Origin of the sequence: Psychrobacter sp. ANT_WB68 (genome assembly GCF_008369115.1) — a bacterium.
GTDB lineage: Bacteria > Pseudomonadota > Gammaproteobacteria > Pseudomonadales > Moraxellaceae > Psychrobacter.
This window is the reverse complement of the sequence record NZ_VOAZ01000005.1, coordinates 1-17,262: the sequence shown is the minus strand read 5'-3', so window position 1 is coordinate 17,262 and position 17,262 is coordinate 1. Positions and strand designations below refer to the sequence as shown.

The following is a 17,262-nucleotide window of genomic DNA, read 5'->3' as shown; positions in this document are numbered from 1 at the left end:
TTAACGGGGAGAAGATTGCGAATAGTGTAGCAAAAATGGCTATTCAGAATCTGCCACTTAATTGTGTCAAAATGCATTAAGCCACTATGAGCAGATTTAACCGACGGCTCTCTCAATCTAGCATGCCAGTGATGACCGCAGTATTGGGCGAATATATGGTGTCAAATGCGGTTTGTTTGCATGTCAGTGAATGAGTCGGGCATAATGTGCACATCTATCAAGTAACCATTTATAATATTGCTGATTGGCTTTTAGTTGCCTTTTTTCATGGCTTGCTTTAATTTCACGTTTTAATTAACGGCTTTAATTGCCCACCTCAATACCTGCTCTAGCCAAAAGAGACTATGGTATAAAGCGGCGATATTTATCAATATCCACAACATCAATGTTTTAGAAGGAAGTTTTGCTAATGAGTCAGACCGCCCCTTATGTTTTGGTGCTCTATTATTCAAATTATGGTACGACTAAGACATTAGCATACGCCATCGCCCAAGGTATTGAAGACGCTGGTATGACGGCGCGTATTCGTACGGTACCGACAGTCGCGCCTGAAACCACGGCAAGTAAGCCTGCTATTCCTGATGAAGGCGACCTTTATTGCACCATGGATGATTTAAAAGATTGCAGCGGTCTTGCCCTTGGTAGCCCAACGCACTTTGGAAATATGGCAGCACCCATGAAGTATTTTTGGGACAATACCGTCACACTATGGTTAGCTGGCAATCTACAAAACAAGCCAGCAGCCGTATTTACCGCCACCGGTTCGATGCACGGCGGACAGGAGACGACCTTGCTGACCATGATGATGCCGCTGTTACATCATGGCATGATGATTGTGGGCGTACCATACGCCGAGCCAGCTCTAAATCGTACCAGTCGTGGCGGCTCACCTTATGGCGCCAGTCATGTCAGCGGTGCCTTACATGATCAACCAGTCTCTAACGATGAGCGTGAACTGGCGATTGCCCTAGGACGTCGATTGGCGATTACGGCTTCTGCTTTAGCACAAGCCAATTGGAATCGCTAACAGACCTCTACTTATTGCCGCTTGATGCTATCAATTAGGAAATAAATATCTCTTATGGCTACTAACCGCTCCAATGAGGACAGAGACATTCAAACCTCTGCAGAAAAAACAGCTCAGGCTACTAATGTTGTGAAGGCTCAAAAACCGATAACACCTATTCGTCAGCGTTTGATGGTGACGTGGTTGGTTTGGTTGGTTTTTAGATTGCTTGGACTGCCCATTTTAATCAGTATCTTTAATCCTAGTAATCCAGATATTATCGGCGGTATTGCTTGGCAAGCGCTATGGTTGGTACCGGCGTTTGTCTTAACGCCATCGATACTACGCGGGCGTTCGCCTTATGCGCTATTGATAGGCAGTATGTTTACCTTGGTTTATCTTGGGGCAAGTGGTGTGGTGCTATTTACGCGCATCTATGGCAGTAGTTGGGCAGAGATAGTCGTATATCTGTTTGATTTTGTCTTATTGTTGGCAATCAATGTTTGGTTGTTCATCCTACTAAAACGCTTGCCTTCAATGAATAACGTTGTCAAACAACCACGTTAATCAATTCGTTTAATTAAGTTTAAGACAGAAAAAAGCGGCGCTCTACATAGAGTGCCGCTTTTTTATAGCCTATTAATTTTTAGCGATAGTATTTTCTACCAATCAGGCTATTAATTAACGTTGGTTAATTCTAAATCCATCTTCTTACCATCGTTAATTTGGGTTACTTTTACTGGTAAGTAATCTAAGCTTGGCGCCAACCAAAAACTGGTTGAGCGACTGTTATCATCATGCACACGGTCGACACGTACGGTGTCAAAGGTACCCGCTGGCACGGTTATTTTAGTGTTACCAGATTTTTTAAATGGCGTTTTCTCAATCTTATCTTTTTTCGCCATGTAATAGTTGCCAGAGAATTTACCGTTTAATAAATCTTGGCGAATTTGTACCTCAAGGCTCAAATCATCAAAGGCTTGTTGCGTCATGTTCAGGGTTGTTGATTTGCCTTTATAGTTACTCACTACTTTTTTAGTGCTTGGGTTAAAGTCCAATTTGTGTGTGCGACCAACGCCTAATAGTTTATAAGTCGTACTTGCTTGGGTTGGGATAACATTATTACCATTAATGGTAAAGGTACTGTTTTGCGCGGCACTGGCAACACCAGCAACTCGAGCATTGACATTGTATTTCCAAGTATTGCCCGATTTATTCAACGTACGGGTAGCAGTCCCTTTATATTTGTCTTCAACGGTAAAGCTGTAGTTGGCGCTTGACGGTTCAATGTTCTTGGCGCTGGCAAGGGTAGGTGCGGTCATACTTAAAGCTCCAATCGCAGCAATACTCGCTCCCGTGGTTAATGCGGTTAAAAACTTAGAACGGTTGCGTTTCGCGTTGTTAGCATCGGTTGCTAGGGATTGTGTATTATTTGATAAAAAACTCATGGATATTCCTTAATTTGATTACAGGCTGTGATATCAGCTGTCATCAGTAACTGTTGTATTTTTATAAATCTTATTATGTGCTCAACCTTATATATTGTCATACTCTGTTACATTTTCAAGAGCAGCAATAGTGTCAAGCGTTTGGCTATTGTAGTTAATGTTGCTGGTTTTGCTAAACAGCGCACGAGCAGTAACGTGCTGTAAGCTTATTAAGCACTGGTCAGTTATCGACTAGGTATAAACGATATAGTGTAAATTATAAGTATTGCAATGTACCATTCAAATCTATGCTTTTAAAATCACGCTAAAGCCTTTAAGGCAGGGTTTTCTAAACAAATCACTTTTAATCCCTGATATTCACTACTGAATAAGTGACGATGTACAAAATTCTTGTGAATTTTTGCTCTTTACACTTGAACCGAACTCACCTTGCCCCCACTTTTTGATACAAGCTCAAAGCTTATCTGAAGAATACTGTTTTTAAGCAGTCATTCTGATAGGTCTTGGTATTGAGACCATTAATTCAAATAAACTTTTAATTTTAATAACCAACTCATTGGAGACATATTGATGAATATTCGTCCTTTACATGATCGTATTGTTGTCCGCCGCATAGAAGAAGAAACAAAAACGGCTGGTGGTATCTTGCTTCCTGGTTCTGCTCAAGAAAAACCTTCACAAGGTGAGGTGCTAGCAACCGGTAACGGTCAGATTCGTGACAACGGTGAAACTCGCGCGTTAGATGTAAAAGTTGGCGACAAAGTCTTGTTCGGTCAATATGCTGGTCAAACCGTGAAAGTTGACGGCGAAGAACTATTGATTATGAAAGAATCTGATGTATTAGGCGTGCTAGAGGGCTAATTGCTCACATGGCTGTTTTAGCTAAGCAAATTGCTGGCTAAGCGCATTTATAACAATATTAAAGAATCATTCAATTGTATTCTCATACTTATAATAGTGGAGTAATTTAACATGGCAAAAGACGTAAAATTCGGCATTGATGCCCGTAAACAAATGATGGACGGCGTAAACGTTCTAGCAAACGCAGTAAAAGTAACCTTAGGTCCTAAAGGGCGTAACGTTGTTATCGATAAATCATTTGGCGCACCAACCATCACTAAAGATGGTGTTTCAGTTGCCAAAGAAATCGAGCTTGAAAACAAATTTGAAAATATGGGCGCTCAATTGGTCCGTGAAGTTGCTAGCCGCACCAACGATGTCGCTGGTGATGGTACGACTACTGCTACCGTATTGGCTCAGTCAATCTTGCAAGAAGGCATGAAGTCAGTTGCCGCTGGCATGAACCCAATGGATCTAAAACGCGGTATCGATAAAGCGGTTCGCGCGGCTGTTGAGCAAATCCATTTGCTATCAACCCCAGCTGACGATTCAAAAGCGATTGCTCAAGTTGGTTCTATCTCTGCCAACTCAGACACCAAAATTGGTGAGTTGATTGCGCAAGCGATGGAAAAAGTCGGTAAGCAAGGCGTTATCACTGTTGAAGAAGGTTCAAGCTTTGAAGATACCTTAGAAGTCGTAGAAGGTATGCAGTTTGACCGTGGTTATATCAGCCCGTACTTTGCTAATAAGCAAGACAGCCTAACCGCTGAGTTTGAAAATCCATACATCTTGCTTGTAGACAAAAAAATCAGCAATATCCGCGAAATCGTGCCATTACTTGAGCAAGTCATGCAGCAGAGCAAACCTTTGCTAATCATTGCTGAAGACGTCGAAAACGAAGCCCTAGCAACGTTAGTAGTCAACAACATGCGTGGCGGCTTAAAAACTTGTGCCGTAAAAGCACCAGGTTTTGGCGATCGTCGTAAAGCTATGCTAGAAGATATCGCAACATTGACTGGCGGTACGGTTATTTCTGAAGAGATTGGGCTGAGCTTAGAGACCGCGACCCTTGAGCAATTGGGTACCGCTAAGAAAGTCACTGTCGGTAAAGAAAACACCGTTATCGTTGATGGCGCTGGTAACAAAGCTGACATCGAAAACCGCGTTGAATCTATCAAACGTCAAGTTGAAGAATCAACGTCTGACTACGATAAAGAGAAGCTTCAAGAGCGTATGGCGAAACTTGCTGGCGGCGTTGCCGTTATCAAAGTTGGCGCTGCGACTGAAACTGAAATGAAAGAGAAGAAAGACCGTGTTGATGATGCACTACACGCCACTCGTGCAGCGGTTGAAGAAGGCGTTGTCCCTGGTGGTGGTGTTGCCCTAGTTCGTGCAATGAATGCATTGTCTGAGCTACGTGGTGATAACGACGACCAAAACGCTGGTATCAATATCTTACGCCGCGCAATGGAAGCCCCATTACGTCAAATCGTCACCAACTCAGGCGAAGAAGCCTCAGTTGTAGTTAACGAAGTGAAGAGCGGTAGTGGTAACTATGGCTACAACGCCGCTTCTGGAGAATACGGCGATATGCTTGACATGGGTATTCTTGACCCAGCAAAAGTAGCACGTTCAGCACTAGAAAACGCAGCCTCTGTTGCAGGCTTAATGCTAACAACTGAAGTCATGATTACTGATTTACCGCAAGGTGATGATGGTATGTCTGGTATGGGCGGCGCTGGAATGGGCGGTATGGGTGGAATGGGCGGCATGATGTAAGCTGCGCTAACACTTATTAAACCTAGTTCAAATAAAACCCCGATAGGCTAAGCTTATCGGGGTTTTTTTATGTGAATTAAATATCTTTTTTTAAAAACTACTGATTCACTGTATCGCGTCTAAACGTCCAATTCTTATCATCAGATAGCTCATTAACATAATAATATCCCGCCAAATCAAACTGTTTTAATTGTTCCGCATTGTTCAGTTTATTATCAGCAGCATACTTCACCATCAGCCCGCGTGCTTTTTTAGCATAAAAGCTAATTACTTTATATTGACCATTCTTTTCATCTTCAAATCGTGGGGTGATAATTTCCGCATTCAATGCTTTCTTCTTTACCGCTTTAAAGTATTCATTAGAGGCTAAGTTAATTAATACGTTGTCATCGCTATGAGCCATGCGCGCATTGATAACGTTGGTCACTTCCTCGCCCCAAAATTCATAGAGATTATCACCGCGCGCATTTTTCAGTTTGGTGCCCATTTCTAAGCGATAGGGTTGAATTAAATCTAACGGTTTAAGCACCCCATATAAGCCAGATAAAATTCCTAAGTGTTCATTGACATAAATAGCGGTGTCTTTATCCATATGATACATATCAAGACCGGTATAAACATCACCATCGAATAAATAGCCCGCAGGTTTGGCATTGTCTAAGGTAAAGTGCTGTTTTTTGCTCCAGCGCCATTGTTGGTTGCGTTCGGCATTCATCTGCGCCAAATCGTCAGAGATGCTCATCAGTTCTTGTAAATCAATCGGCTCTTTTGCTTTTAAGTTTTTCATCAAGGCTTGCGAGTGTTCGATCAGCTCAGGCTGACTATAGTAGTTACCTAGATTGACTGGTACAGCATCTTTCTCATTGAGAGATTTGGCAGGGGAGAGTAAAAAATACATCGTTCTTCCTTATTATCGTGATTCAATGGGCGTTCTATTTAGCTGTCAAGTTTTCTTATTATACGGTAGGTAGTATTTTATCTTGACTTAGTCGTGGCTGTTTTGTATTTTTAAGCGTTGTTGTAGACATATGTCAAATATTAAAACAATAGGTGCGTTGGTTGTGAGCTACTAGCTTACAGGCTTTGCGTGCTTTTGGAAAAAATAAAAGTTTTTAATATAACAATAAAAGTTATGATGGTGGTGTAAATACCTAACTTTTTATTTTACTTGTGGGTCATCATTAGACAATGAAAGTTAGCAAACGATATCTCTATAATAAAAAGGCATGATGGCAAAGCAGTCATCATTTATTAAATTGATAATCTTTGGTCTTAAGTGTTAAACCAACCACGACCAAAGGTTTTTTTGTCCCCTGTGCTTTTTAAATGTGCGTTGAGGGTATTGAAAGTAGTCATTAGACGTAAGTAAGGAGACGGTATGAGAATCGGTGTTATTAGTGCAGATAGCGCAAGTGAAAGTCGGGTCGCGCTAACCCCTGACGCGGTAAAGAAATTACTTAAACTTGGGTTTGAAGTCGTCATCCAGTCAGGTGCAGGTCAAGCATCTTATTATGCTGATGAATTGTATCAAGCCGCGGGTGCTGACATTGCCAACAGTAGTGCCGAGGTCGTCACCCAGTCGCAGATTATTACTACCGTCAACGACTTACCACCAGCGGCGACTGAGCATTTAACGTCTGGTCAAGTGGTCATTGGGATGCTTGACCCGTATCGCAATAGCCAGCTAGATACTTACGCGGCAAAAGGTGCGACCGTCTTTGCAATGGAGTTATTGCCACGTACATTATCACGCGCACAGAATATGGACGTCTTGTCATCACAAGCCAACCTTGCCGGTTATAAAGCAGTGTTGCTCGCCGCTAACGAATATTCGCGCCCTTTCCCCATGTTTATGACCTCAGCCGGTACGGTTAAACCTGCCAAAGTGGTCATTCTAGGCGTCGGTGTTGCAGGTTTGCAAGCGATTGCCACAGCGAAGCGTTTAGGCGCCGTCGTTGAAGCCAGTGATTTACGTCCGACCGCTCGTGAGCAAGTAGAGTCATTAGGTGGTAAATGGCTTGATGTACCGATGAGTGCAGAGGAAGCAGAAACAGCTAAGTCTACAGGTGGCTATGCTTGGACACCATCAGAGCAATATGTCAAAGACCAAGCGGCTGTCGTGGACAAAGCCTTGAGCAACGCTGACATCGTTATTACCACGGCACAGATTCCTGGTCGTCAAGCACCGCGATTGGTACATCAAGCAACGCTTGCCAAAATGAAGGCAGGTTCAGTGCTGATTGATATGGCTGCTGGAACGGGCGGAAACGTCGAAGGTAGTGTGCCTGATGAAACTGTTACTACGCCAAATGGCGTACGTATCGTTGGGGCGGCCAATATTCCGTCCATGCTTGCGGCGCAGTCTTCAGACTTATATGCCAATAATCTGGTTAATTTTATCACGACCTTAATTGCTCCTGCAGCTACAGACGACGCGTCAGCGAAGACACTGGCACTGAATTTAGATATGAATGATGAGATTCAGGGGGCGTTAGCGGTGACGCATGACCACCAAGTACGCCTTGCTAAACGCTAAGCCTTAAATATCAAGTCTCGACTACCTCATTACCATACATTTGCCAGACACGAACAAATTTTTAGGAGGATTAGATGATTGCCAGTATTTTAGCGGCAGCGCCAGCCGGTGCGGCCATGACTAGCACACCGTTTGTAGCGATTTTTACCGTATTTGTGCTCGCTATTTTTGTCGGCTACTACGTCGTTTGGGGCGTCACGCCAGCACTGCATACGCCATTGATGGCGGTCACCAACGCCTTATCAAGTATTGTTATCGTCGGTGCGATGCTACAGACCGTCACGATCGATGGTTCAATGTTCACCCCGACCAGCTTGCTGGGTGCCTTTGCGGTATTTTTAGCCAGTATCAATATTTTCGGTGGTTTTGCGGTAACTGAGCGGATGCTTGCGATGTTTAAACCTAAAGCGAAAAAAGCACCCGCTCTTGAAACTGGGACGACTGAAAGCGGAGGCGATGCATGAGCGATTTAACAAATATGATTGCGGCAAATGCGGATTGGTTTTATTTAATCGGTGCCATTCTTTTTGTCTTAACCTTACGGGGTTTATCTAGTCCAAAAACCGCTATTCGCGGTAATCGCTTTGGTATGGTGGCGATGGCGATTGCGGTAGCAACCACATTCTTCTTAGCGGAAGGCCCTGTGCTTTGGTTGATTATCGGTGCGATGGTGTTAGGTGCTATCGTCGGTATGTGGAAAGCAAAAACGGTCGCGATGACCCAAATGCCAGAAACTGTGGCTTTGATGCATTCATTTGTCGGTTTGGCAGCGGTTGCAATTGCGTTAGCAACCGTACTGCATACTGAGCAATCACATGGCGCAGTTGCTCGTGTTGAATTGTTTATCGGTTGTTTCATCGGTGCGATTACTTTCTCAGCGTCGGTCTTTGCCTTTGGTAAATTGGCAGCAAAGAGCTGGGCAAAAACCTTGGTTGGTAGCTGGGTAAAACCAGTACAGGCACTGTTATTTATTGCCATGATTGGTTTTGGTATCGTCTACTTTATGACCGATTCGTTGCCAGCATTTTATGCGATGGCAGTGATTGCGGTCATCTTTGGTTGGATGTGGATTGCTCCAATCGGTGGCGGTGATATGCCAGTGGTTGTGTCACTATTGAACTCATTCTCAGGTTGGGCGGCAGCCGGTATTGGGTTTACCCTTGGCAACTCGATGCTCATTATCGCAGGTTCGCTAGTCGGTTCATCAGGTGCGATTTTATCTTATATCATGTGTAAAGCCATGAACCGCTCATTACTGAACGTCTTATTTGGCGGTATGGGCACAACAGCTGCCACAGCGGGCGGCGATGAAGGCGCACCAAAGAATTACAAAGCCGGTTCAGCAGAAGATGCCGGTTTTCTTATGGCCAATGCCAGTAGTGTGGTGATTGTCCCAGGTTACGGAATGGCGCAAGGTCGCGCACAGAATGCGGTTAAAGAATTGTATGAGCTGTTAAAAGAAGAAGGCGTCAACGTTCGCTTTGCGATCCATCCCGTCGCTGGCCGTATGCCAGGACACATGAACGTGCTATTGGCGGAAGCGGATGTGCCTTATGATGACATTTTTGAGATGGATGAGATTAACTCTGATTTCGCGAGTACCGATGTGGTGTTAGTGATCGGTGCCAACGACGTGGTCAACCCTTCTGCAAAAGACGATCCATCGTCGCCAATCTTTGGTATGCCGATTCTAGAGGTTACTAAAGCGCAAACAGTGATGGTCATTAAGCGTTCGATGAGTACCGGTTATGCTGGACTCGATAACAGCTTGTTCTATATGGACAAAACCATGATGATCTTTGGTGATGCTAAGAAAATGGTTGAAGAGATGGTACGTAGTATCAATGGTGCTCATTAATCTCTAATATTATACGAGCCAAACGCAAACGATAAGGTATAAAAAGTCACTATAGTGGCTTTTTTGCGTTAAAGTGTGCCACATTTATAGTCTGTCATGATGTATACCCAATGAATTTATACAAAATAACAATGAAGAGAATCAGTTATGAACATGTTGATACGTTTTTTTATTATGGTCAGCCTATTAAAGCAGCAGTTTAAGCAGCAATCGGTTAGCGAGCACCTGAGTATTGAGACATTGACCGCACCAATTGTGCGCCACTACCGAGTATTACCGCACGACATGGGCTTTCGTGATCATCTCCCCAACTACCGCTACTTATCTTTTATAGAATTAAATATCACCAACTGGCTCATGGCGCGCTGTCATCAAAAAGGCATTAAAAATCTCGGCTGGATTATTGCCATGCAAGAAATGGTCTATCTCAAAGAGATTAAGTTTCTGAGTAAAATGACGGTAAATAGTACGCTGGTCGGTTGGGAGAAAAAATACGTTTACTTTGAAACGCGATTCTTTGTAAAAAATCAGTTGATGGGCGTGGGTATGACCAAGTTTGTATTGACCAATAAAAAGGGTAAATGTGCGCCAGAGATATTGGATATGACAGGCGAGCAGACAAATGAGGTCATTGATTCTTGGAATCAGCATCAAGTAGCGATTAAATCCGCTAAATCTGCTGAATCAAAAAAAACAGTTAAGTCAACAAAGGCTGCATAACGAACTTGTCTATAATCAGCTGGCGAATTTTGGTAGGATAGGGATTATTAAATTGCCACTCAAATGACCAGTTACGCTGACCATCTATTCGCTGATATTAATAAAATGATTACAAGTTAAGGAGCCATCATGACCCCACAAAAACTAAAATGGACAGACAGCTTAGATATAGCTATTGAGCTTTACGAAAAATTCCCAGAGACCGATCCACAGTATATTCGCTTTACTGATTTGCATCGCTGGGTGACTGAGCTTAAAGGCTTTGATGACGATCCGCAAAGATCAAACGAAGGTATCTTAGAAGCCATTCAGATGAACTGGATTGATGAAGCTGATTAGATTCACGCTGCAACGTTAATTGGTTTGAACACAATTTTAAATAAAAAAGTCGCATCAATATATAGGACATACCGCATTATGACATCACAAATCAAAGAACTACCCGAAGCGATAGCGTGCAGAGGCATCAGCGTTCGCACCACCAATAATGCTGAAATTAGCCATGAAACAGCCAAGTTAGGTCGCTTATGGCAAAAGTTTTATCAAAATCATGCTGGCAATCTTCCTGAGGGTGAAGATATTTATGGTATCTATCATAACTATGAGAGCGATGACTTGGTCGGTGCTTTTGATGTTGTGGCCGGTTGGAAAGTAGATAGCGAGCAGGAGCAGTCAGGTAATGGCGCTAATGCTAAGAATGGCAACTTGGTCAGCGTAGATATTCCTGCAGGGAAGTATTTAGTGTTTTCTGAAGAAGGTAGAATGCCTAACACTGTCATGAACGCTTGGGAAAAAGCGTGGACATATTTTAATGACCGAAGTTGTGAGCATGTACGAACGTACAATGTTGATTTTGAGCATTATATCGGTGGCAACTTAGAGTATGGTCAAGTGGATCTCTATATTGGTATTGAGTAAGTCATAAAATCATAAATAAATAATATAGAAGCACAGTCTATGGCGACGCCTCAAGTGACTTATCAAATAAATACGCCAATCACGCCTTTTCAATTTATTGATGTGCTAAAGAAGTGTAGTTTAGGCGAGCGCCGTCCCATAGATAGTCCTTTCATTATTAAAGCAATGCTAGATAATGCTGACTTGTTAGTGACTGCTTGGGTCGATAAAGATCATGATAAGTCTCACATTGAGGCAGTAAATGATACCAATAGTGATAAACAGCTAATAGGTATCGCACGCTGTATTACTGACTTTAGCTATTGTTGCTATCTATCGGATATCGCTGTCGATGAAGCATACCAACATCAAGGTATTGGTAAATTGATGATCAGAAAGATTGAACAGCAATTACCACCAAACTGTAAAGTTATTCTATTATCTGCGCCGCAAGCGAGTGAATACTATCCTAAGATTGGCTTTATCAAACATGAAAGTGCTTGGGTTAAGGTGGTAGAGTAGTAAGAGTTTGAAGTGAATATTAATTAAAAGCCTTTCATTAAAAAATCATAATAAAAAAGCGCCAAATCTGACTTAGATGGCGCTTTTTTTATCACTTATGCTTAATCAAGTAGCAAATTCTCTAAAATCCCCTCATAAATCTGCGCCAACTTGCCCAAGTCATCTACCTCTACCTTTTCATCGACTTGATGAATCGTCGCATTACGCACGCCCAATTCAACCACTTGTGCACCCGTTGGCGCGATAAAGCGTCCATCGGATGTGCCGCCAGAAGTTGATAATGTTGTATCAATACCAGTCACCGATTTGATTGCTTGTTGGCATGCCGAGACCAATTTGCCTTCAGGGGTTAAGAACGGCTGACCGGATAATTTCCAATGAATATCATAACTGGCTTTACTGTTATCAAAATATTTATCAAAGATAGCATGAGTTTTTGCTTTTAGCTCATCTTCGCTTGTTTCTGTAGAAAAGCGGAAATTAAAGATAACTTTTAGCGTCTCAGGAATGACATTGGTTGCGCCCGTACCGCTATTGATATTAGAGATTTGCAGGGAAGTTGCAGGGAAGTACTCATTGCCATTATCCCAAGTCGCCGCCGTAAGCTCTGCTAATGCTGCCATCGTTGCATGAATAGGATTGCAAGCCAGATGCGGGTAGGCAACATGACCTTGTTTGCCAGTGACGGTAAGCTCGGCGCCCAATGAGCCGCGGCGACCGTTTTTAATGATATCGCCAAGCGTGTCGGTACTTGATGGCTCACCAACAAGGCAATAGGTGATTTTTTCATTGCGCGCTTCTAAGGTTTCAATGACTTTGACCGTACCATTGATGGACGGGCCCTCTTCATCTGATGTGATTAGAAATGCTATCGAGCCTTTATGCTCAGGATAATTGGCAACAAAACGCTCGGCGGCAATGGTAAAAGCAGCAATACCGGTTTTCATGTCAGCTGCACCGCGCGCCCATAAATAACCATCGGCAATGGTTGGCGTAAATGGCGGATAAGTCCAATTATTTTCATCACCCGTAGGCACAACGTCGGTATGACCAGCAAAACAAATAACTGGATCAGTGGTGCCACGGCGCGCCCAAAGGTTTTTGACTTTAGCGTGTTCGCCTTTCGCCTGTCTATCACCGTAATACATAAACTCACAGTCAAACCCTGCTTGTTGCAGGCGCTCTGACAATATATCTTGGCAGCCATCATCATCTGGTGTGACCGAAGGACGCTCAAGTAGGGCGATACTTAATTCTAAAGTTTGTTGTTGATGGGTTTTACTATTATTTTCTAAACTCATGACAGTCCTAGATAAGTTGATTTAATATTTCTTGTGATAACATCTGGCTTATTTTTATAAGATTTGTCTAATGCTGATGTTTATCAACTCTGATGGTCAAAATAACTTTAGTTTTTATCCAAGTAAATTTTCTCATAATCGCCGTAATATATTGCTAGATACTCTGTAATGCACTTTTCGGCTGGGGTATTACTATAGTTTTTAACTTTGTCACTTTTGTAAGCACGCACATAGCCACCTGCAGAAATGACATCACCCATTTTATAACTTGTTCCTAATAATTTTAAAGTCTTATGATGACTATCAAAAGTTGCTTGTCCTTCGGGGAATACGGGTGTCATCCATCTGCTTCCGTCAAATGCAAGTAGACACCCGTCCTCATATTTGAATTCAGTAGTAATAACGGTCGGACTAACTATTAGAGGTTTTTCAGGAGTGGATTTTGGCAAATAATAGGTAAAAAAGAACTCATTGTGTGGTTGAGTAGTGGCTTGATGATTAAGCGTCTCGCAGCTCACAATTAGAGGAAACATAATAGTTAAAAGAAAGCTTCTAAATAAGGTTTTATGCATTGTCATTATCCTTAATTAACAAGACTTATTTAAAGTAAAAGTAATAGTTGATGAATTTTAAATATTGTCTTCAACAAAAGGCACCAGACCATCACGGCGCATCCAAGTCGCGATAGAATAACGCTGACGATGAGCGATTTGTACTTGATGTTGTAGGTCACTATCAAATATCACAAGCCGATTGGCAACAGGCATGACAGTATGATGAACGCCATGTTTATCGACGACTTCTAAGGCACCGCCGTCACTATCACTCCAATCATCATTAAGATAAAACACCGCCGAGATAACGCGCTCATCACGTCCAGCCGGATTATCGCTATGCCATTGATAGCCAAAACCTACTGGATAACAAGCATAATGCGCCTCACTATGGCGAATACCGGCAAACAAACTGCGATTAAACAAAGCGCCAAGCGCATTGATACTTTGCAGATAATAAAACCCTGCAAAGAAGTTTTCGGTAATCCAGCGAATCTGATCACCACGAATATTGCTAACCCGAATACCAGCCGTCAACTCTGCGTCACGATAGTCAATAAAACCGCTCTCGGACTGCAAGGCTAATAGTGCTTTATTCTCAAACACCCCGTCAATAATCATCCAGCCATCATCTACAAATTTATCTAGCTGTTCATCGGTCAGCTTATTTTGCCAATCGACATCAAAGTCGGATAACGCTAATACGTGCTGAGTCGGCGGCTTTTGACTGTCGTCGCCATTATGCGTAAACAGTAATGGAGGATTGTCTTGTCCAATCGGATTCTCAACGACTAGCTGTGTAACCTCAAGATTGCTAATAATCTGCATCATTTTGTCTCGCCGTTATCAATAAACATGCCATTCGCTGTCAATACACAGCCAATCCATGCCTTTTTACCAAAACCATCGTTATCTTTTACCTTGTCTATGCTACCATAGATGCAATTTTTCTTATTTAAACTTTTGATCTTATGAATTATAAACACGCCTATCACGCTGGTAACTTTGCCGATGTTGTTAAACACATTTTATTGGTACAACTACTGAATCAAATGGGGCAAAAAAACAAACCTTTTTATGTGCTGGATGCTTATGGCGGTCGTGGACTGTATTCGCTCGGCAGTGAAGAGGCGCGCAAAACAGGTGAAGCCAAAGGCGGCATCCAAGCTTTAGTAAAAGCTGACGTCGAAAAAGCACCGGCTGCGGTCAAAGACTATATGGAAGGCATTAAGCAAGCCCGTTTCACTTATGACAAAAAAGTCTATCCTGGCTCACCGTGGTGGATTGCCCATCATGTGGAAAAAAATCCTGATGCCGGCGTACGCGCTGAAGCGTTTGAGGCCAAAGCCAGCGAATATGATGCTTTGAACTATCAGCTGCATAAATTACCAATTGGTATTCATCATCGTAATGCGTTTGAGGGCATCGCTGCCGTTATTCCGCCAAAAGAGAAGCGTGGTCTGATTTTCCTTGATCCTCCTTACGAGCAAGAGCACAAAGACTTTACCCGTCTGATTGATCTGTTGGTGCATTCTTATAATAAGTGGCCACAAGGCACTTATGCGTTATGGTTCCCGATTAAAAATATCGAAGCGGTTGAGCTGTTCTATAAAAAGCTTAAGCGTACTGAGATGAGACGTCAATTGGTCTGTGAGCTCAATATCTATCCTAACGATATCGCGGTCGGTCTTAACGGGACTGGATTACTGGTTATCAACCCGCCTTGGCAATTTGATAATCATGCGCGTGAGATACTACGTTTCTTACAGCCAGTATTAAAAGTTGAAGATGCACCAGACTTGTCTCCAGATAGTGCGACCAATGTGCGCTGGCTGGTTGGCGAATAAGGATATCGTTATGACGACTGATCAATCATCAAATAGCTTAGTAACCGACAAGGTTATGAATGACGGTTTGGTAAAAGAGCCACTATTACAAGATAGCGCTGCCACTCAGCCGCCTTTTGTCGATGAGCATGAGTTCAATATTCGCCTAGCGGATAATGACAATTATGATGGCTTAACCTTTGAGGTGATTGAAGCAGAAGTTGCTGAAGGCAAGCGCGTGGTCAGTCGCGGTGTGTATTTAGCACCCAATCTCATCACGACTTTATCGTTACTATCCGGTTTCTATTCTATTTTAGCCAGTACCCAAGGCGAGTTTTATAAAGCATCACTGGCGATTTTCTTATCCGCCATTCTTGATGGTGCCGATGGGCGGGTTGCACGTATGCTCAATGCGCAAAGCCCTTTTGGCGAGCAGTATGACTCACTCGCTGATATGCTGGCTTTTGGCGTTGCACCTGCGATTTTGATTTATAGCTTTGCTTTAGAGCCTTTAGGTCGGATTGGTCTTGGTTGCGCTTTCGTCTTTACCGCTTGCGCCGCTTTCCGACTCGCGCGTTTTAACGTTCAAGTTGGTATTGTCGATAAAAAGTATTTTGTCGGTTTGGCAAGTCCGCTCGCCGCTATCTTAGTGACAGCAGCGGTTATGGTTGCCGTCGATCATAACGAGTGGGTTGGACAATATGATACGGCTATCATGTTCTTATTTGCCGCATGGGTGGTTATCTGCGGCTTATTAATGGTCAGTAACGTCAAATACTACAGCTTTAAAGAGTTTGATAAAAAGAAAGTGCCTTTCGTGGTGCTTATCATTGGCGTATTGGTCATGAGTATCATTTTATATGATATTCCTGTGGGCATCTTAGCGATTGGTATTATTTATGCCTTGTCAGGTATTGTTACCACCTTACAAACCAAAGCCACCAGTTAACGCTATAACTGCTTTATAGTAGATGTTAGCTTAAGACATACACATACGAACCGCCTATTTTTTAATAGGCGGTTTTTATTTGCATGCTAGGATGCTGTGTTGGATACTAATATAAGGCTCTGATAGAGATAATCATAACAACCGAAATGGTTATAATAAAAAATATAAATAACGGTTAATTGGAGTTAATATTAAATAATTTTAATATGTTATTGTATGGTATATCTATATAAACATTATATGACTGACCTTTTTATAATGCGATTTGATAATAAACGTCGAGGTTATTATGCTGAACTTAAATAGTTTTAATCATCTATTGCCTGTCTCAAATACCTCAACGCACTTGTTAAGAGGTTTGATGGCGAGTGCTTTACTTTCAATATCATTGGTTTCAGCATCTTCACATGCCAATACTAGCAACTCAATAAGTCCAATATCCCGGGCTGAAGCTGCAAATCCAGCTAACTTTAAGCATTTAAACGTTAATGGCCGTGCAGTGACTTATGCATCAGCACCGTGTCCTATTAAAACAGGGGTGATTGCTTGTGGTCTTGAAAAGCTCAAACTCATCAATAGCAGTATTAATGAAGTGTCTGCGGATTATGATTTGGCGCAAGCTTTCTTCTTTCCATCAAAAGCCGAGCCCAAGACGGCAGTTGTTGTCATTACCCGTTCTGGTCTCATGGATGATAGTGTGAGCGCAGAACGTTATCGTATTAGCTTTACCTTGAAAGGTACGCCATCTGAATTAAGTTGGCACTGGGTTCAGTATGGTGTGCAATATCAATGTGTTCGTGGTAACAAAGCAGGGAAATGGACGAAGAATCTTTGCCCTTAATAGCGTCTTAGATTGATAAACAGATTTAGCATTATCAAAGAGTTAAAAATAAATCTTCAAACCCCCTTGACCCCCACCTTAAACCGCGTATAATGCCACCCAGTCGAAAGGGAAGGCGGATTGGAAAGTGGTTTACCACTGATTATTAATAGCTAAGCTACTAAATAAATCATCCAACCAATGAA

Annotated in this window: 19 protein-coding genes; 14 read left to right on the top strand and 5 right to left on the bottom strand. The window is 42.5% G+C overall.

From position 1 onward, the window contains the following. Window positions 1–409 precede the first annotated feature (409 nt). The gene (gene wrbA, locus FQ084_RS12110) at window positions 410–1,027 is read left to right on the top strand and encodes an NAD(P)H:quinone oxidoreductase (protein ID WP_149490897.1); all 618 of its coding nucleotides are present in this window, start codon (window positions 410–412) and stop codon (window positions 1,025–1,027) included. 54 nt (window positions 1,028–1,081) lie between these two features. After that, the gene (locus tag FQ084_RS12105) at window positions 1,082–1,573 is read left to right on the top strand and encodes a hypothetical protein (RefSeq protein ID WP_149490896.1); all 492 of its coding nucleotides are present in this window, start codon (window positions 1,082–1,084) and stop codon (window positions 1,571–1,573) included. 110 nt (window positions 1,574–1,683) lie between these two features. Here the strand turns inward: FQ084_RS12105 and FQ084_RS12100 are convergent, their stop codons facing one another. Continuing rightward, window positions 1,684–2,454, bottom strand: a complete 771-nt coding sequence (locus FQ084_RS12100) for a DUF3108 domain-containing protein (RefSeq protein WP_149490895.1) — start codon at window positions 2,452–2,454, stop codon at window positions 1,684–1,686. A 567-nt stretch (window positions 2,455–3,021) separates the two neighbouring features. Between FQ084_RS12100 and FQ084_RS12095 the strand changes: the two genes are divergently transcribed. Both FQ084_RS12095 and groL read left to right on the top strand, forming a co-directional pair. Next, complete coding sequence (locus FQ084_RS12095; RefSeq protein WP_223144876.1) at window positions 3,022–3,315, top strand: co-chaperone GroES; 294 nt, start codon at window positions 3,022–3,024, stop codon at window positions 3,313–3,315. A 111-nt stretch (window positions 3,316–3,426) separates the two neighbouring features. Then, window positions 3,427–5,073: a chaperonin GroEL gene (gene groL, locus FQ084_RS12090; RefSeq protein WP_149490894.1), complete on the top strand. Its 1,647-nt coding sequence runs from the start codon at window positions 3,427–3,429 to the stop codon at window positions 5,071–5,073. 97 nt (window positions 5,074–5,170) lie between these two features. Here the strand turns inward: groL and yaaA are convergent, their stop codons facing one another. Further along, complete coding sequence (gene yaaA, locus FQ084_RS12085; protein WP_149490893.1) at window positions 5,171–5,971, bottom strand: peroxide stress protein YaaA; 801 nt, start codon at window positions 5,969–5,971, stop codon at window positions 5,171–5,173. A gap of 480 nt (window positions 5,972–6,451) precedes the next feature. Between yaaA and FQ084_RS12080 the strand changes: the two genes are divergently transcribed. The 7 genes from FQ084_RS12080 (at window position 6,452) to FQ084_RS12050 (ending at window position 11,606) form a co-directional block, all read left to right on the top strand. Continuing rightward, complete coding sequence (locus tag FQ084_RS12080; protein WP_149490892.1) at window positions 6,452–7,609, top strand: Re/Si-specific NAD(P)(+) transhydrogenase subunit alpha; 1,158 nt, start codon at window positions 6,452–6,454, stop codon at window positions 7,607–7,609. Between the two features lie 116 nt (window positions 7,610–7,725). Beyond that, on the top strand, window positions 7,726–8,073 hold the full coding sequence (locus FQ084_RS12075) for a proton-translocating transhydrogenase family protein (RefSeq protein ID WP_149490999.1): 348 nt from the start codon (window positions 7,726–7,728) through the stop codon (window positions 8,071–8,073). After that, on the top strand, window positions 8,070–9,467 hold the full coding sequence (locus tag FQ084_RS12070; RefSeq protein WP_149490891.1) for an NAD(P)(+) transhydrogenase (Re/Si-specific) subunit beta: 1,398 nt from the start codon (window positions 8,070–8,072) through the stop codon (window positions 9,465–9,467). Before FQ084_RS12075 ends, FQ084_RS12070 begins: the two co-directional genes overlap by 4 nt. 147 nt (window positions 9,468–9,614) lie before the next feature. Further along, on the top strand, window positions 9,615–10,187 hold the full coding sequence (locus FQ084_RS12065; RefSeq protein WP_149490890.1) for an acyl-CoA thioesterase: 573 nt from the start codon (window positions 9,615–9,617) through the stop codon (window positions 10,185–10,187). A 129-nt stretch (window positions 10,188–10,316) separates the two neighbouring features. After that, window positions 10,317–10,526: a Fe-S cluster assembly protein IscX gene (iscX, locus tag FQ084_RS12060; RefSeq protein WP_149490889.1), complete on the top strand. Its 210-nt coding sequence runs from the start codon at window positions 10,317–10,319 to the stop codon at window positions 10,524–10,526. A 78-nt stretch (window positions 10,527–10,604) separates the two neighbouring features. After that, window positions 10,605–11,105, top strand: coding sequence for a GyrI-like domain-containing protein (locus FQ084_RS12055; protein WP_149490888.1), 501 nt, complete (start codon window positions 10,605–10,607; stop codon window positions 11,103–11,105). A 39-nt stretch (window positions 11,106–11,144) separates the two neighbouring features. Continuing rightward, window positions 11,145–11,606 (top strand): GNAT family N-acetyltransferase, encoded by a 462-nt coding sequence (locus FQ084_RS12050; protein WP_149490887.1) that lies wholly within the window; start codon window positions 11,145–11,147, stop codon window positions 11,604–11,606. Between the two features lie 101 nt (window positions 11,607–11,707). Here FQ084_RS12050 and dapE read toward each other — a convergent pair whose 3' ends face one another. From dapE to FQ084_RS12035, 3 genes are all read right to left on the bottom strand, one after another. After that, window positions 11,708–12,907, bottom strand: a complete 1,200-nt coding sequence (dapE, locus tag FQ084_RS12045) for a succinyl-diaminopimelate desuccinylase (protein ID WP_149490886.1) — start codon at window positions 12,905–12,907, stop codon at window positions 11,708–11,710. 107 nt (window positions 12,908–13,014) lie between these two features. After that, a complete protein-coding gene (locus FQ084_RS12040) occupies window positions 13,015–13,479 on the bottom strand; it encodes a hypothetical protein (protein ID WP_149490885.1) in 465 nt (154 codons plus the stop codon). Between the two features lie 57 nt (window positions 13,480–13,536). Beyond that, the gene (locus tag FQ084_RS12035) at window positions 13,537–14,292 is read right to left on the bottom strand and encodes a 2OG-Fe(II) oxygenase (RefSeq protein WP_149490884.1); all 756 of its coding nucleotides are present in this window, start codon (window positions 14,290–14,292) and stop codon (window positions 13,537–13,539) included. A 140-nt stretch (window positions 14,293–14,432) separates the two neighbouring features. Between FQ084_RS12035 and FQ084_RS12030 the strand changes: the two genes are divergently transcribed. The 3 genes from FQ084_RS12030 (at window position 14,433) to FQ084_RS12020 (ending at window position 17,077) form a co-directional block, all read left to right on the top strand. After that, entirely contained in the window at window positions 14,433–15,308 is an 876-nt protein-coding gene (locus tag FQ084_RS12030; RefSeq protein WP_149490883.1) for a 23S rRNA (adenine(2030)-N(6))-methyltransferase RlmJ, read from the top strand. A gap of 10 nt (window positions 15,309–15,318) precedes the next feature. Then, a complete protein-coding gene (gene pssA, locus FQ084_RS12025) occupies window positions 15,319–16,236 on the top strand; it encodes a CDP-diacylglycerol--serine O-phosphatidyltransferase (RefSeq protein WP_149490882.1) in 918 nt (305 codons plus the stop codon). A 289-nt stretch (window positions 16,237–16,525) separates the two neighbouring features. Further along, on the top strand, window positions 16,526–17,077 hold the full coding sequence (locus tag FQ084_RS12020) for a hypothetical protein (protein ID WP_262880773.1): 552 nt from the start codon (window positions 16,526–16,528) through the stop codon (window positions 17,075–17,077). Window positions 17,078–17,262 lie beyond the last annotated feature (185 nt).

What these genes read in the sequence shown, in the direction of transcription:
- FQ084_RS12105 (WP_149490896.1), top strand. Translation starts at nt 1,082, where the DNA reads ATGGCTACTAACCGCTCCAATGAGGACAGAGACATTCAAACCTCTGCA.
- FQ084_RS12020 (WP_262880773.1), top strand. Translation starts at nt 16,526, where the DNA reads ATGCTGAACTTAAATAGTTTTAATCATCTATTGCCTGTCTCAAATACC.
- FQ084_RS12100 (WP_149490895.1), bottom strand. Translation starts at nt 2,454, where the DNA reads ATGAGTTTTTTATCAAATAATACACAATCCCTAGCAACCGATGCTAAC.
- groL (WP_149490894.1), top strand. Translation starts at nt 3,427, where the DNA reads ATGGCAAAAGACGTAAAATTCGGCATTGATGCCCGTAAACAAATGATG.
- FQ084_RS12050 (WP_149490887.1), top strand. Translation starts at nt 11,145, where the DNA reads ATGGCGACGCCTCAAGTGACTTATCAAATAAATACGCCAATCACGCCT.
- dapE (WP_149490886.1), bottom strand. Translation starts at nt 12,907, where the DNA reads ATGAGTTTAGAAAATAATAGTAAAACCCATCAACAACAAACTTTAGAA.
- FQ084_RS12035 (WP_149490884.1), bottom strand. Translation starts at nt 14,292, where the DNA reads ATGATGCAGATTATTAGCAATCTTGAGGTTACACAGCTAGTCGTTGAG.
- yaaA (WP_149490893.1), bottom strand. Translation starts at nt 5,971, where the DNA reads ATGTATTTTTTACTCTCCCCTGCCAAATCTCTCAATGAGAAAGATGCT.
- FQ084_RS12055 (WP_149490888.1), top strand. Translation starts at nt 10,605, where the DNA reads ATGACATCACAAATCAAAGAACTACCCGAAGCGATAGCGTGCAGAGGC.
- FQ084_RS12070 (WP_149490891.1), top strand. Translation starts at nt 8,070, where the DNA reads ATGAGCGATTTAACAAATATGATTGCGGCAAATGCGGATTGGTTTTAT.
- FQ084_RS12065 (WP_149490890.1), top strand. Translation starts at nt 9,615, where the DNA reads ATGAACATGTTGATACGTTTTTTTATTATGGTCAGCCTATTAAAGCAG.
- FQ084_RS12040 (WP_149490885.1), bottom strand. Translation starts at nt 13,479, where the DNA reads ATGCATAAAACCTTATTTAGAAGCTTTCTTTTAACTATTATGTTTCCT.
- pssA (WP_149490882.1), top strand. Translation starts at nt 15,319, where the DNA reads ATGACGACTGATCAATCATCAAATAGCTTAGTAACCGACAAGGTTATG.
- FQ084_RS12075 (WP_149490999.1), top strand. Translation starts at nt 7,726, where the DNA reads ATGACTAGCACACCGTTTGTAGCGATTTTTACCGTATTTGTGCTCGCT.
- iscX (WP_149490889.1), top strand. Translation starts at nt 10,317, where the DNA reads ATGACCCCACAAAAACTAAAATGGACAGACAGCTTAGATATAGCTATT.
- wrbA (WP_149490897.1), top strand. Translation starts at nt 410, where the DNA reads ATGAGTCAGACCGCCCCTTATGTTTTGGTGCTCTATTATTCAAATTAT.
- FQ084_RS12080 (WP_149490892.1), top strand. Translation starts at nt 6,452, where the DNA reads ATGAGAATCGGTGTTATTAGTGCAGATAGCGCAAGTGAAAGTCGGGTC.
- FQ084_RS12030 (WP_149490883.1), top strand. Translation starts at nt 14,433, where the DNA reads ATGAATTATAAACACGCCTATCACGCTGGTAACTTTGCCGATGTTGTT.